At 57.7% G+C, this 13,590-nt stretch carries 11 protein-coding genes; 3 read left to right on the top strand and 8 right to left on the bottom strand.

Annotated features, from left to right (window positions below; translation table 11 throughout):
* Positions 1 to 91 precede the first annotated feature (91 nt).
* On the top strand, positions 92 to 1,015 hold the full coding sequence (locus AAER43_RS09560; RefSeq protein WP_045135067.1) for a LysR family transcriptional regulator: 924 nt from the start codon (positions 92 to 94) through the stop codon (positions 1,013 to 1,015).
* Here the strand turns inward: AAER43_RS09560 and AAER43_RS09565 are convergent.
* From AAER43_RS09565 to ppsR, 8 genes are all read right to left on the bottom strand, one after another.
* The gene (locus AAER43_RS09565) at positions 982 to 1,761 is read right to left on the bottom strand and encodes a heme ABC transporter ATP-binding protein (protein ID WP_045269457.1); all 780 of its coding nucleotides are present in this window, start codon (positions 1,759 to 1,761) and stop codon (positions 982 to 984) included. The two genes, AAER43_RS09560 and AAER43_RS09565, sit on opposite strands and share 34 nt — an antisense overlap.
* Complete coding sequence (locus tag AAER43_RS09570; protein ID WP_050861855.1) at positions 1,754 to 2,746, bottom strand: iron ABC transporter permease; 993 nt, start codon at positions 2,744 to 2,746, stop codon at positions 1,754 to 1,756. The genes AAER43_RS09565 and AAER43_RS09570 overlap by 8 nt, the downstream gene beginning before the upstream one ends.
* Positions 2,746 to 3,567, bottom strand: a complete 822-nt coding sequence (locus tag AAER43_RS09575; protein ID WP_050861854.1) for a hemin ABC transporter substrate-binding protein — start codon at positions 3,565 to 3,567, stop codon at positions 2,746 to 2,748. Before AAER43_RS09575 ends, AAER43_RS09570 begins: the two co-directional genes overlap by 1 nt.
* On the bottom strand, positions 3,564 to 4,592 hold the full coding sequence (locus AAER43_RS09580) for a hemin-degrading factor (protein ID WP_050861853.1): 1,029 nt from the start codon (positions 4,590 to 4,592) through the stop codon (positions 3,564 to 3,566). The genes AAER43_RS09575 and AAER43_RS09580 overlap by 4 nt, the downstream gene beginning before the upstream one ends.
* A 35-nt stretch (positions 4,593 to 4,627) precedes the next feature.
* Positions 4,628 to 6,610 (bottom strand): TonB-dependent hemoglobin/transferrin/lactoferrin family receptor, encoded by a 1,983-nt coding sequence (locus AAER43_RS09585; protein ID WP_050861852.1) that lies wholly within the window; start codon positions 6,608 to 6,610, stop codon positions 4,628 to 4,630.
* Between the two features lie 77 nt (positions 6,611 to 6,687).
* Positions 6,688 to 6,876, bottom strand: coding sequence for a hemin uptake protein HemP (gene hemP / locus AAER43_RS09590; protein ID WP_023332785.1), 189 nt, complete (start codon positions 6,874 to 6,876; stop codon positions 6,688 to 6,690).
* A 208-nt stretch (positions 6,877 to 7,084) separates the two neighbouring features.
* The gene (gene aroH, locus AAER43_RS09595) at positions 7,085 to 8,131 is read right to left on the bottom strand and encodes a 3-deoxy-7-phosphoheptulonate synthase AroH (RefSeq protein ID WP_032636862.1); all 1,047 of its coding nucleotides are present in this window, start codon (positions 8,129 to 8,131) and stop codon (positions 7,085 to 7,087) included.
* A 152-nt stretch (positions 8,132 to 8,283) separates the two neighbouring features.
* Complete coding sequence (ppsR, locus tag AAER43_RS09600; RefSeq protein WP_014883510.1) at positions 8,284 to 9,117, bottom strand: posphoenolpyruvate synthetase regulatory kinase/phosphorylase PpsR; 834 nt, start codon at positions 9,115 to 9,117, stop codon at positions 8,284 to 8,286.
* A gap of 335 nt (positions 9,118 to 9,452) precedes the next feature.
* On the opposite strand from ppsR, the gene ppsA reads away from it, so the two are divergent.
* Together ppsA and AAER43_RS09610 are read left to right on the top strand one after the other, a co-directional pair.
* Positions 9,453 to 11,831, top strand: coding sequence for a phosphoenolpyruvate synthase (gene ppsA, locus AAER43_RS09605; protein WP_050861851.1), 2,379 nt, complete (start codon positions 9,453 to 9,455; stop codon positions 11,829 to 11,831).
* Between the two features lie 358 nt (positions 11,832 to 12,189).
* The gene (locus AAER43_RS09610; protein ID WP_014883512.1) at positions 12,190 to 13,590 is read left to right on the top strand and encodes an MFS transporter; all 1,401 of its coding nucleotides are present in this window, start codon (positions 12,190 to 12,192) and stop codon (positions 13,588 to 13,590) included.

Below are 13,590 nucleotides of genomic sequence, written 5' to 3' on the forward strand. Positions count from 1 at the left end.
TTTGTTAATTTTGAATTTGTGACCCACTCATTTGGATTTCTTATTAATTTCCTGTTAACTAAATTTTTTCAATTAGTTAACAGGATGAAAAATGAGAATGAGTGTCAAACAGTTACGCGCGTTTTTAGCGGTAGCTCACACTCTCAATTTCGCGCACGCCAGCGAACGCTTAAATCTTTCCCAGCCAGCGCTGAGCCTGACGATTAAAAGCCTGGAAGATGCGCTCGGTGGGCCGCTGTTGCAGCGGAGCACGCGCAAGGTTGCCCTCACGCAGGAGGGAGAAACATTTCTGCCGATGGCGCGGCAACTGCTGGCCGACTGGGATAACGTGGAAGAGGCAATGCACCAGTGCTTTACGCTCCAGCGCGGCAAAATCTCGGTCGCGGCGATGCCGTCGTTTGCCGCCAACGTTTTACCGGAAGTGCTGAAAGCGTTTCGCGATCGCCATGCCGGGGTCAACGTCACCGTGCATGATGTCATCAACGAGCAGGTGATTGAGATGGTGCGGGAAGGGCGGGTTGAGATGGGAATAGCTTTTGAGCCGGCACCCACGCATAACCTGCTGTTTACGCCGCTGGGGCTGGACAGGTTTGTCGCCATTGTGCCGAAAGATTCCGCGCTTGCGGGAAAAAAGCGCCTGGCATGGGAGGAGTTGCTGACGCTGGATTTCATCACCCTGCAGCGCCCTTCGGCGGTACGTCTGATGATGGAGGAGGAGCTGGCGCGGAGCGGCAGAAAGCTGGACGTGGCGCTGGAGAGTCATCAACTGGTGACGGTAGGGCGCATGGTCGCCAGCGGGCTGGGTGGCAGCGCCGTGCCGGCGCTCTGCGAGGCGCAGATGGCTTCCCTGGGCGCGGTCTGTATTCCGCTGGATAACCCGCCCATTGAAAAGTGCATCGGGGTGATCCATCCCGGGCACACGCAGCTCTCTAAAGCGGCGCATGCCCTGCTGGAAACGCTGAAGGATTTTTATCACCCCGCTCAGGGAGCGAGGAACACCTGCGGCACGGCATGAGCCGGATGGCTGCCGACCAGCACCTGCGCGCCATACCAGCGCGCCAGCGTCCCGGCTTGCAAAACGTCCTCCGGTGCCCCCCGGGAGACCAGCCTGCCGTTATGCAGCAGCAGGATACGATCCGCCCACAGTGCCGCCAGATTAAGATCGTGCAGAACCACGCAGACGTGGAGATGCCCCCGACGGGTCAGGGTTTTCATCAGGCGCAGCAGATGTTGCTGGTGGAAGAGATCCAGTGCGGAGGTCGGTTCATCAAGAAACAGCCAGCCGCGTGGGGCGCCGTCGCACCAGAGTTGGGCCAGTGCCCGAGCGAGCTGGATCCGTTGCTGCTCGCCTCCGGAGAGTGCCGAATAGCGTCTGCCCGCCAGGGGTAAACAGCCTGTGATCGCCATGACCTCCTCAACCACTGACGCCTCAGGGGAGCGCGTCCAGGGGGCGCGCCCCATACCGACCACGGCTTCCACCGGCCAGTCGAATCCGGGCTGCGTATTTTGACGCATCACTGCCCGGTAGCGGGCGAGAGTCTCCGTTGGCCAGTCCGCAAGCGGCGTGCCTGCCAGACTGCACCGCCCGCTTGCGGGTGTGAGATAGCCGGTCAGCAGCCGTAATAATGTCGATTTCCCGGCACCGTTAGGGCCAATCAACGCGACCAGCTCACCCTGAGATAAGGTCAGTGATACATCGTCGATCAGCGTCCGTTGCCCGGCGTGAAAGACCAGGTTTTCCGCACAATAGCGTTCAGCCATGCGCACCTCCACGACGAAAGATACGCCACAGGAACCACGGCGCACCGAGAAGGCTGGTCAACAACCCGACGGGCATTTCCGCCGGGGTGACCAGAGTGCGCGCCAGCGTATCGGCAGCCAGCAGCAGTAACGCTCCGGCCAGCACCGAGCCGGGGATCGCGGCCCGGTGGTCGGCCCCCAGCCACATACGCATCAGGTGTGGGACCACAAGGCCAACAAAGCCAATCACGCCGCTGATGGCCACCGCCGCAGCGACCAGCAGGGCGCTGCACAGCAGCAGGATCCGCTGTACCCGGGCAACATCCACCCCGAGATAGTGCGCCTCTTCATCACCCAGCTGCAGCAAATTGAGTGGACCAGCCTGCCGCCAGATAATCAGAACCGCAGGCACCATCAGCGAGGTCACCGCAAGCAGGGTGGACCACTGCGCCTGCCCGAGGCTGCCCATTCCCCAGAGCGAAAGCTGGCGAAGCTGCGCATCGTTGCTAAGCCAGGAAAGGAGACCGACGGCCGCGCCGCACAGGGCGTTGATGGCGATCCCCACCAGCAGTAAACGGGACAGGGAACCGTGACGCTGCTGGCTGAGCAGGAAGATCACAACGGTTGCAGCCAGCGCGCCGAGGAATGCCGCAACCATCGGGGCGTAAAGCATCATCAGGGCCGGCAACGTGACAGGAATAACCACCCACAGCGCGACCGCCAGCGCCGCGCCGCTGCTGATCCCAAGCAAACCCGGGTCTGCCAGCGGGTTGCGGAACAGTCCCTGCATCACGCACCCGGCCAGCGCCAGCGCGCCGCCAATCACCAGCGCCAGCAGCACGCGGGGCAGGCGAATGGTCAGCCAGATCTGACGCATCGCCTCATCGCTGCCGTTCCACAGCAGGCTGACCGGCAGAGGCAATGCTCCAAAGCCTGTTGCCGTAAGGGTCATGATGCTCAGAATTGCGGCCAGCATCCACAACGACAGTGCGATCCGCCGGGACATCAGGGCAGTTGCTCCGCTTTAGCACGTAACTGCCGGATGGCTTCCGGCGTGCGCACGCTAAAACCCAGCAGCGCCATGTCATCAATCGCCAGCAGCTGTTTGTGCCGTCCCGCCGGGGTTTGCGCCAGTCCAGGCAGCTTCCACAGATTCGCCTCGCCACCCAGCGCGTTCACGCCGTCCTGCGAAATCACCACCAGGTCGGGCTGGCTGGCAATAATCCCTTCCTGCGACAGCGGCTGATACCGTGTGAAACCCTGCATCGCGTTCTGCAACCCGGCGGCACGAATGGCGGCATCGGCGCCGGTTTGCTGTCCGGCGGCCATGGCGGTCATTCCCCCGTGGTTGAGGATAAACAGCACCCGTTTGTTGAGCGGTTCTGCGGGCAGAGCCGCCACCGCCTGACGTAGCGAGCGGCGCAGGCTCTCTCCCTGCGCTTCACGGTGGGTGGCCTCGGCAATAATGCGGATCTTTTCGTCAATGACGCTCAGATCGTTGCGGCCAGGAACGGTAATCACCCTGACGTGACTGCGTTCAACCTGCTTTAGCGCCAGAGACGGCTGCGCCTGGTCGCTGGCCAGCACCAGCGTGGGACGCATGGACAAAATCCCTTCGGCGTTAAGCTGGCGCAAATAGCCCACATCGGGGAGCGCGTTCGCTGCCTGCGGCCACTGGCTGGTACTGTCGCGTGCGACCAGCGAAGAGTCCGCGCCAAGCGCATAAACAATCTCCGTGACGTCGCCGCCAAGGGTGACAATTTTCTCCTGCGCGGCGGCAAACGCCACCAGCGGCAGGGCGGTCAGCAGGGCAAACCACGTTTTCATGCGGCCAGCCCTTTTGGCGTCAGGGCATCAATCTGGCTACGCCACTGGCTCTGCTCCGGCTCGCCTTCCGTACGCTGACCATAGAGTTGGGCAATTTGCGTGCCGTCTGCGGCAAACAGTTCCAGGCTGGTGACGTGACCGTCTGCAGTCGGTTTGCGCGTGACCCAGCTCTCCGCAATCGTCTCCTCCAGCAGATGCAGGGTAAAGGTGGGGTTAAAGATGTTCAGCCAGCCTTTCATCGGCACGACTTTTTCCACCGCGCCGGTGAAGATCTGCACGCAGCCGCGGTTACCCACGAAGATCATGATTTCGTTGCCGTGCTGGCGCGCGGTTTCCAGCAGCAGTGCCAGCGCATTGTTTTCAATCTGGCAGGCGAGGTCGTCGCCCACCAGGCGAAATGCCTGCTGGCGGCTGAGGTTGTGGCGTTTCAGCAGGCCGAAGAACTGGTGCACGTCAGTCATCGCACGCCACGCTTTGTCCACGAGGGCGGCATCTGCATTTTCGGCATGCAGCGGGGCCTTGGCAGCCTTCAGCTCAAGCGGCGGGTTATCGGCAAAGATAAAGCGGGTCAACACGTCAGCCCAGGCGGCGAGGTCGGTGTTGTCCGTGGTGTAAACTTTCAGTACGGCATCACCCTGATGATCGAAAAACTGAATGCTCTGCCGCTCGCCGCGTGCGGTGGTTTCGCTGAGGTGAAACGCGCTTGCCCACTGGTTGAGGAACAGGCGCAGATCCAGTCCGCGCGGGTTCAACACCAGCCCGGCGTGGCCGTTCAGGTGCTGCTGGGTGAAGCTGCCTGCCTGCTCGTGAACAGCATAGTCGTTGCGGCAGATGCATTTTGTTTCCCCTACGGCTTCAAGCGCGCCTAAGATCTCGCGAATTTCACCGCGCAGTCGCCAGGCATCATGGCCCACGCGCGCAAAGGTCAGTTCTGCTTCACTGAGGTTCATTAACCCTGCAATATCGCGCGCATACTTACCCGGGTTTTCTTCTTTTAGCGCCAGCCAGCGCGTGTAGTGATCCATTGTCTTTTCCTTCTGAATAGTTTCCCCGCGGGGAATTACCACTGATAACTCACAAAAATCTTGCCGTTACGACCGTCCTGCGGAATACCCTGAGGAGACCAGTACTCCTTGTCGAAGGCGTTACCCAGCACCAGCGTGGTGGTGATGCCCTTGAGCTGCTCCTGGCCCTTATAGCTGATGTAGATGTCGTTGACCGCATAGCCCGGCTGTTTGCTGTAACTGCTGCTGACATGGGTTGAACGATCGACAAAGGTGCCGATCCAGCCCACGGAGAAGCCGCTTTGCGCCACCGGAATATCCAGCCTGCTGGTGACGGTGTCCGGGTTGATGCTGGAGATGTACTCGCCGGTATCGGTATCTTTTCCGCGCGTGCGGTTATAGGCCAGATCGAGGTTAAACAGGTCGGCCGAGTATTTTGCCATCACGTCCCAGCCCCAGATTTTGGCGTTCGGAACGTTGTACGACATGGTGGTCGCCGCGGCAAAATTGACGGTGGTGGAGATGTAATCTTTGGCTTTGGTATCGAAATAGCTGGCCTTGAACTCCAGCCCGTCGTTGGCGAGCATCAGGTCGTCAAAGCGCAGGCCAAAACCAAACTCCTGCGTTTCGTTGGTTTCCGGGCGCAGGTTCGGGTTAGGCACCCAGTAGTTAGTGTAGAAACTGCCGATGGAGAAGTGTTTGGCGTCGTTATACATCTCGCCCATGGTCGGGGCGCGGAAGGCCTGAGCGTAAGAGCCAAACAGCATCAGCCAGTCGGTAGGGCTGACGGTTAACCCGGCGCGGGAGGACCACTTGTCGGCATCCACGTCGTCGTAGCCCTCGCTGCTACCCCGATAGTTGTCATAGCGCGTGCCGCCCAGCAGGGTAACGGGCAGATCGCGCAGGGTGATTTCATCCTGCAGCCAGCCGGAGCTAAAGTCGATTTTCGCCTCCGGGAAGCCGGTGGTGGTGCCACCCGGACGTTGTTCCTGACGATAATATTCCCCGCCGTAGGTCAAAAGGTGAGAGGCAAAGGTGTCGCCAAACAGGCGGGTACGGTTTTCTACTTTGCCGCCTTTGGTGGTCTGCTTGCGGAACTCACCGGTGCTGTCGATGTTCTGGGCATTTATGCGCGCCTCTGACCAGTAAACTTTTGCATCGGCGTTCAGCCAGTCGTTCCCTTCCGGCGCCAGACGGTAACCCAGCTGTGCATCACGCTGGATGGTGGAGCGGTCGGTGATGGGGTTGCTGCTGGTGGCACCGGAGGTTTGCGGGTTTTTCGGCTCCTGCGCGGCGTTGTTGTAGTAGCGCAGGGAGCCGCTTAACGTCTGAGCCGGGTCGATTTTCCAGCTGCCTTTCGCCAGCATGTTATTAATGGATTCGTCGTTTGGGGCACGCTTGCCGTCGCTCTGGCGGATATCGCCGCGGTCGCGGCTGGACCATGACACCAGACCGTCAAGCGTATCGGTGCGGCCATAGGCGCTGGCCCCCATCCCGAGGCTATGATCGCCCGTCGCACCGGTACCAAACACGCGGTAACCGCTGTTTTTGCCCGGTTCCAGGAAATCGCTGGCGTCAACGGTGTCATAGGAAATCACGCCACCCAGCGCACCGCTGCCGTAGAGCAGCGCCGACGGACCGCGCACAACTTCGATACGTTTGATCAGCGCCGGGTCGAGGAACGTGCTGTTGAGGTGTCCGGTGTCGGTACCCTGACGCACGCCGTCAACCAGCACCAGCACGCCGCGGCGGTCATAACCGCGCAGATTAACGTCCTGACCGTTGGTGCGGCCGGTGCCGTCCAGCGTCAGGCCTGGCACGTTACGCAGCAGGTCGGCGGCAGAGCTGGCGGTCTGTTTTTCCGGGGCAGCGGCGTCAATCACGCTCACCATCATTGGGGCTTCGAAGGCGCTACGGGCGTTGCCGGTCGCGGTGACGGTTATTTCATCTGCGGCAGCAAACGCGACGCCCGGCAGGGTACTGACAATCGCCAGCGCCAGAAGTGACGGGCGTAAACATGCGGTATGCAGGTGTGGCATAGCAACTCTCCATAAAGAATCGAAAGCGCTGGCTGCCTGGGGGTCACCTGGGTGGCTGGCGTATTTTTAGGTGTTGTTTATTTTGTGAGGATCAGTTTTCCGGCATGGGTCTGGCGCAGAAGATAGCGCTGGCCGTCATGCTCGATAATCACCCGGCCCTCATCACCCAGCAGGCTTTTGCTGTCGATGCGACGATCGGTGGAGGCAGGGGCGGGCGCTGTGTGTTTGTTTGCTGGCGTTGCCGCGCGGTTATCCGTAGGTGACATAATGTTTATAAATAACAATCAATGTAACAATGATAATCATTATCAATAAACTGCAATTTCACGGCAAGCGTTTTTGTGAAAATAATGTGACGGGATCAAATTTTGGGGGAAGGTGCGGTCTGATGCCCTCACCCCGACCCTCTCCCATGGGGAGAGGGAGAAGGGCACGAACCGTAGGCCGGGTAAGCGCAGCGCCACCCGGCGGGGGTCAGAAGCGCGTATCTATCGCAGACGCCAGCTTTTCCAGCAGCAGTTCGCTGTCTTCCCAGCTCAGGCACGGATCGGTGATTGACTGGCCGTACACCATCTGCTGTCCGGCAACGATTTTCTGCGTGCCTTCCTTGATAAAGCTTTCGGCCATAATACCCGCGATGGCGGTTGAACCGCTGCGGATCTGCTGGCAAATTTCATCGCAAACGTCCAGCTGGCGGCGGTGTTGCTTCTGGCAGTTACCGTGGCTAAAGTCCACCACCAGATGTTCCGGCAGATCGAATTCGGCCAGTGTTTCGCAGGCGGCGGCGATATCGTCGGCATGGTAATTGGGTTTCTTCCCGCCACGCATAATGATGTGCCCGTAAGGGTTACCGCTGGTCTGGTAGATAGTCATATGACCACTTTTATCCGGCGACAGGAACATGTGGCTGGCACGCGAGGCGCGGATCGCGTCAACAGCGATACGGGTGTTGCCATCGGTCCCGTTTTTAAAGCCGACCGGACAGGAGAGGGCGGAGGCCATCTCGCGGTGGATCTGGCTTTCAGTGGTGCGCGCGCCAATCGCGCCCCAGCTGATCAAATCGGCAATAAATTGCCCTGTCACCATATCGAGAAATTCAGTCGCCGTTGGGACGCCCAGCTCGTTGACCTGGAGCAGCAGCTTGCGTGCCAGTTCGATACCGTGATTCACACGATAGCTGCCGTTGAGATCGGGATCAGAAATCAGCCCTTTCCAGCCCACCACGGTACGCGGTTTTTCAAAGTAGGTGCGCATCACAATTTCAAGGCGATGCTGATACTTATCCCGCAGTCCCTGAAGGCGTTTGGCATAATCCAGTGCTGCATCCAGATCGTGGATAGAGCAAGGGCCAATCACGACCAGAAGACGCTTGTCTTCACCATTCAGGATTTTTTCAATACGTCGGCGGGAGGCCGTAACATGTTCCGCAACCGTGGCGGAAACGGGATGCCGCTGAGCCAGTTCAGCCGGTGTGACCAGGCTGTCAATGCGCGCCGTGCGGAGTTCGTCGGTTTTATTCATGATTTGTCTCAGAAAATTTTTGCTTCATCGGCAGACTACCGGGAAGTGATGGGCATCACATTAAACCAATCCCTGCTGATTTCAAGTTCGGGGCGATACCGCCCCGTTGTTGCAGAGGATGATACCCGAATCTGAGTTAATGTACTAGCATATTAGTACATGCGACGATTAAGTCCCATAATGTCGAGAATTTTGGTGGCGATCTCTTCTACCGAATAGTTAGTGCTGTTCAGCCACGGGATCTGGTTTTTGCGGTACAGCGCTTCCACTTCGGAGACCTCCATGCGGCACTGGCGCATGGAGGCGTAGCGGCTGTTCTCGCGGCGTTCTTCGCGGATCGCGGCCAGACGCTCCGGGTTAATCGTTAGTCCGAACAGCTTGTGCTGCAGCGGCTTGAGCGCAGCGGGCAGCACCAGGTTATCCATGTCGTCGGCAATAAAGGGGTAGTTGGCGGCGCGAATGCCGAACTGCATCGCCAGATAGAGGCTGGTCGGCGTTTTACCGCAACGCGACACGCCAAGTAAAATCACCTGTGCCTGGTCGAGATTGCGCAGAGAAATACCATCGTCATGCGCCAGGGTGTAGTCGATGGCGGCAATACGTGCATCGTATTTGGTCAGGTTGCCGGGGTTCAGCCCATGGGTACGGTGGGCGATAGGCGTCGGGTCAAGCTTCAGCTCGCTCTGGAGCGGGGCCACCAGCGCCTGGACGATATCCTGGCAGAAGCCCTCGCTTTGCAAAATGATGTGGCGAATTTCGGGGATAACGATGGAGTAGAACACCAGCGGACGGACGCCGGTCTGCTGATAGATGGCGTCGATCTGGTCCTTCACCGCTTTGGCGCGGCTCTCATTTTCCACGAACGGCAGCGTGATGCTGTTAATCGATACGGGGAATTGCGACATGACCGCGTGGCCCAGCACCTCGGCGGTGATCGCCGTACCATCAGAAATATAAAAAACGTGACGATCGACAGCATTATCCATTTTACCCACCCTGAATATCATACGTGATTGTCTGAAAGCATAAATTAAAAAAGTAATTTACACAGCAAAGAACTTATCCTAATTATGAATGAAACACTGTTTTTGATTTTCCTGAAAAGTGGATTTCATTTTTCAAATAGCGGCTTTATTTTTGTGGTTAACGGCTGAATATAGAGGAATCATCGGGTTAATCGCTGGTGGGAAACTATCCGAAAAGTTGAAAATTTAAATTGCTTACACGATTCACCGTTTTTTTAGCGCAAATAAATATGCCAGTATAAATACGTAGTCAGGTGTTACTTACTCCGATCAAATATCACAAAAGGATTGTTTCGATGTCCAACAATGGCTCGTCACCGCTGGTGCTTTGGTATAACCAACTCGGCATGAATGATGTAGACAGAGTTGGGGGCAAAAATGCCTCCCTGGGTGAAATGATTACAAATCTGTCCGGTATGGGTGTTTCCGTACCAAACGGGTTTGCCACAACCGCCGATGCGTTTAACCTGTTTTTAGACCAGAGCGGTGTAAACCAGCGCATTTACGACCTGCTGGATAAAACGGATATTGATGATGTGACCGAGCTTGCTAAAGCCGGGGCGCAGATCCGCCAGTGGATCATCGACACACCTTTCCAGCCGGAACTGGAAAAAGCCATTCACGATGCTTACAACCAGCTCTCCGCTGACGATGCGCAGGCCTCCTTTGCCGTCCGTTCTTCCGCAACCGCAGAAGACATGCCGGACGCGTCGTTCGCCGGGCAGCAGGAAACCTTCCTGAACGTTCAGGGCTATGATGCGGTGCTGGTGGCCGTGAAGCACGTATTTGCTTCCCTGTTCAACGACCGCGCCATCTCCTATCGCGTGCACCAGGGCTACGACCATCGCGGCGTCGCACTCTCCGCTGGCGTCCAGCGCATGGTGCGTTCAGACGTAGGCTCATCCGGCGTGATGTTCTCCATTGATACCGAATCCGGCTTCGACCAGGTGGTGTTCATCACCTCTGCATGGGGTCTGGGTGAGATGGTGGTGCAGGGCGCGGTGAATCCTGACGAATTTTATGTACACAAGCCTACGCTGGCCGCGGGTCGCCCGGCGGTGGTGCGCCGCACCATGGGCTCGAAAAAAATCCGCATGATCTATGCCCCAACCCAGGAGCATGGCAAGCAGGTTAAGATTGAGGATGTGCCGCAGGAGCAGCGCGACCGCTTCTCCCTGACCGACGCCGAAGTGCAGGAACTGGCGAAGCAGGCGGTGCAGATTGAAAAACACTACGGCCGTCCGATGGATATCGAATGGGCGAAAGACGGGAACACCGGCAAGCTGTTTATCGTCCAGGCGCGTCCGGAGACCGTCCGTTCTCGCGGTCAGGTGATGGAGCGTTATACGCTGCACACCCAGGGCAAAATTGTGGCGGAAGGTCGCGCGATTGGTCACCGCATCGGTGCCGGTCCGGTAAAAGTGATCCACGACATCAGCGAGATGAACCGTATTGAGCCAGGCGACGTACTGGTGACCGACATGACCGACCCGGACTGGGAACCGATCATGAAAAAAGCGGCGGCCATCGTCACCAACCGCGGCGGTCGTACCTGCCATGCGGCGATCATTGCCCGCGAACTGGGTATTCCTGCGGTTGTCGGCTGCGGTGACGCAACCGAACGCATGAAGGACGGACAGAACGTAACCGTCTCCTGCGCCGAAGGCGATACGGGCTACGTGTATGCCGATATCCTCGACTTCAGCGTGAAGAGCTCCAGCGTGGATACCATGCCGGATCTGCCGCTGAAAATTATGATGAACGTCGGTAACCCGGACCGTGCGTTTGACTTCGCCTGCCTGCCGAACGAAGGCGTTGGCCTGGCGCGTCTGGAATTTATCATCAACCGCATGATCGGCGTGCACCCGCGTGCGCTGCTGGAGTTTGACGACCAGGACGCGAAACTGCAGAACGAAATCCGCGAGATGATGAAAGGCTACGACTCGCCGAAAGAGTTCTACGTTGGCCGTCTGACCGAAGGGATCGCCACGCTGGGCGCGGCGTTCTACCCGAAACGCGTGATCGTGCGTCTGTCTGACTTTAAGTCAAACGAATACGCCAACCTGGTCGGCGGTGAGCGCTACGAGCCGGAAGAAGAGAACCCAATGCTGGGCTTCCGCGGCGCCGGACGCTACGTGTCCGACAGCTTCCGCGACTGCTTCGCGCTGGAGTGTGAAGCGGTGAAACGCGTGCGCAACGACATGGGGCTGACCAACGTCGAAATCATGATCCCGTTCGTGCGTACGGTGGATCAGGCGAAAGCGGTAGTGGACGAGCTGGCGCGTCAGGGGCTCAAGCGCGGTGAAAACGGACTGAAGATCATCATGATGTGTGAGATCCCGTCCAACGCCCTGCTGGCCGAGCAGTTCCTCGAGCACTTTGACGGCTTCTCTATCGGCTCGAACGACATGACGCAGCTGACGCTGGGTCTGGACCGTGACTCCGGCGTGGTCTCTGAGCTGTTCGATGAGCGTAACGAGGCGGTGAAAGCGCTGCTCTCCATGTCCATCCGTGCGGCGAAGAAACAGGGTAAATACGTCGGGATTTGTGGTCAGGGTCCTTCTGACCATGAAGACTTTGCCGCCTGGCTGATGGAGGAGGGGATTGATAGCCTGTCCCTGAACCCGGACACCGTGGTGCAAACCTGGCTGAGCCTGGCGGAACTGAACAAGTAACGCCAGCATGACCCGAAAAGGCGAGGATATTATTCCTCGCCTTTTTTATTTCATTCCTTATACCCGTCATACTTCAAGTTGCATGTGCGTTGGCTGTACTCGTTCACCCCAGTCACTTACTTATGTAAGCTCCTGGGGATTCACTCCCTTGCCGCCTTCATGCAACTCGAATTATTTAGGGTATATTTGCTCCCCATCACAAATAAAGTAAAAAACCAAATATCATAATTTGTCTGTTAATTTAGACAATTGTTAGCGCGCAAAGCGTTGCTAATACTTGAGCCTTACTGCGCATTTCTCTTCAGAAGATGCGCAACTGGTTGAAATACGTTTTAACCTGATAAAAAGGCAAATAACAATGACACTTTCCTCTGTATTGCGTACCAAAGATAAAATAGGTTATGGCTTAGGTGATATGGCCAGCGCGCTGGTCTGGCAAACGGCCACGTTATTTCTTGCTTACTTCTATACGGATGTTTTTGGTTTACCCGCGGCCATTATGGGGACCATGTTTTTAGTGGTGCGCGTGGTTGATGCGTTTGTCGACCCGTGCATTGGCGCACTGGTTGACCGCACCCAGACGCGTCATGGTCGTTTCCGTCCCTGGCTGCTGTGGTTTGCCATTCCTTTTGGCGTAAGCTGCCTGATCACTTTCTATGTACCGGACGTCGGGCCGACGGCTAAAATCGTTTATGCCTGCCTGACCTACGCTATCCTGAGCCTGATTTACTCCGCGATTAACGTGCCTTACTGCGCCATGCCGGGCGCATTGACGCTGGACCCGCGCGAGCGTCACTCCCTGCAGTCATGGCGCTTTGGTCTGTCATTTATTGGCGGGTTGATTGTGACGGTTATCGCCTTGCCGCTGGTCTCACTGCTGGGCCAGGGCAACGTGCAGAAAGGCTATTTCTATGCCATGAGCCTGATGGGGCTGCTGGGCATTGTGCTGTTCTTCTGCTGCTTCCTGATGACCCGCGAGCGGTATTCTCCGCGCAATGATACCTCCGGCTCCATGCTTACCGATTTAAAACTGCTGGGCCGCAACAGCCAGTGGCGTATTGTGTTCCTGTTTAATATTTTGCTGCTGACCGCGGTGGTAACGCGCGGCTCCGCCACGATGTATTATGTGAACTACGTGCTGTTGCGCCCGGATCTGGTATTTGCCTTTATTGTTTCCGGAATGGTTGCCTCCTTAAGCGGCGCATTATTATCTGAACGGCTGCTGGGGAAATTTGACCGCGTTCGTGCTTACCAGTGGACGATTATTTCCTTCGTCATTTTCGGCGCGCTGATTTTCTTCCTGCCGCCTTCGCAGGTCTGGCTGATCTTCGGCCTTAACATTGTCTTTAGCTTTATTCAAAACCTCACCACACCGCTCCAGTGGACCATGTTCTCCGATGTGGTCGATTACGAAGAGCATCGCAGCGGCCGTCGCCTGGACGGGCTGGTCTTCTCCACCGCGCTGTTTGCCATCAAATTTGGCCTGGCGCTCGGCGGGGCGGTGGTGGGCTGGGTACTGGGCATGGTGGATTATGCGCCGGGCCAGGCAGCCCAGACGCCGCACGTGCTGTCGACCATTAACGCGCTTTTCACCCTTATCCCATGCGCGCTGTTCCTCTGCATGGTGGCGCTACTTTCCATCTACAAGCTTAACAGCCGGCTGGTGGATTCCATCGCCCGTGAGCTGGCCAGCAAACGTGAGGTCAGACCCGAAGCGGGGCAGCTCAGCCCGGCAACCCCTTCCGCACTACAGGAGTAA

This window comes from Enterobacter sp. FUJ80071, from assembly GCF_038739915.1.
GTDB classification, from domain to species: Bacteria; Pseudomonadota; Gammaproteobacteria; order Enterobacterales; family Enterobacteriaceae; genus Enterobacter; species Enterobacter kobei.

What these genes read in the sequence shown, in the direction of transcription:
- AAER43_RS09580 (WP_050861853.1), bottom strand. Translation starts at nt 4,592, where the DNA reads ATGGATCACTACACGCGCTGGCTGGCGCTAAAAGAAGAAAACCCGGGT.
- aroH (WP_032636862.1), bottom strand. Translation starts at nt 8,131, where the DNA reads ATGAATAAAACCGACGAACTCCGCACGGCGCGCATTGACAGCCTGGTC.
- ppsA (WP_050861851.1), top strand. Translation starts at nt 9,453, where the DNA reads ATGTCCAACAATGGCTCGTCACCGCTGGTGCTTTGGTATAACCAACTC.
- AAER43_RS09565 (WP_045269457.1), bottom strand. Translation starts at nt 1,761, where the DNA reads ATGGCTGAACGCTATTGTGCGGAAAACCTGGTCTTTCACGCCGGGCAA.
- hemP (WP_023332785.1), bottom strand. Translation starts at nt 6,876, where the DNA reads ATGTCACCTACGGATAACCGCGCGGCAACGCCAGCAAACAAACACACA.
- AAER43_RS09575 (WP_050861854.1), bottom strand. Translation starts at nt 3,567, where the DNA reads ATGAAAACGTGGTTTGCCCTGCTGACCGCCCTGCCGCTGGTGGCGTTT.
- AAER43_RS09610 (WP_014883512.1), top strand. Translation starts at nt 12,190, where the DNA reads ATGACACTTTCCTCTGTATTGCGTACCAAAGATAAAATAGGTTATGGC.
- AAER43_RS09570 (WP_050861855.1), bottom strand. Translation starts at nt 2,746, where the DNA reads ATGTCCCGGCGGATCGCACTGTCGTTGTGGATGCTGGCCGCAATTCTG.
- AAER43_RS09585 (WP_050861852.1), bottom strand. Translation starts at nt 6,610, where the DNA reads ATGCCACACCTGCATACCGCATGTTTACGCCCGTCACTTCTGGCGCTG.
- ppsR (WP_014883510.1), bottom strand. Translation starts at nt 9,117, where the DNA reads ATGGATAATGCTGTCGATCGTCACGTTTTTTATATTTCTGATGGTACG.
- AAER43_RS09560 (WP_045135067.1), top strand. Translation starts at nt 92, where the DNA reads ATGAGAATGAGTGTCAAACAGTTACGCGCGTTTTTAGCGGTAGCTCAC.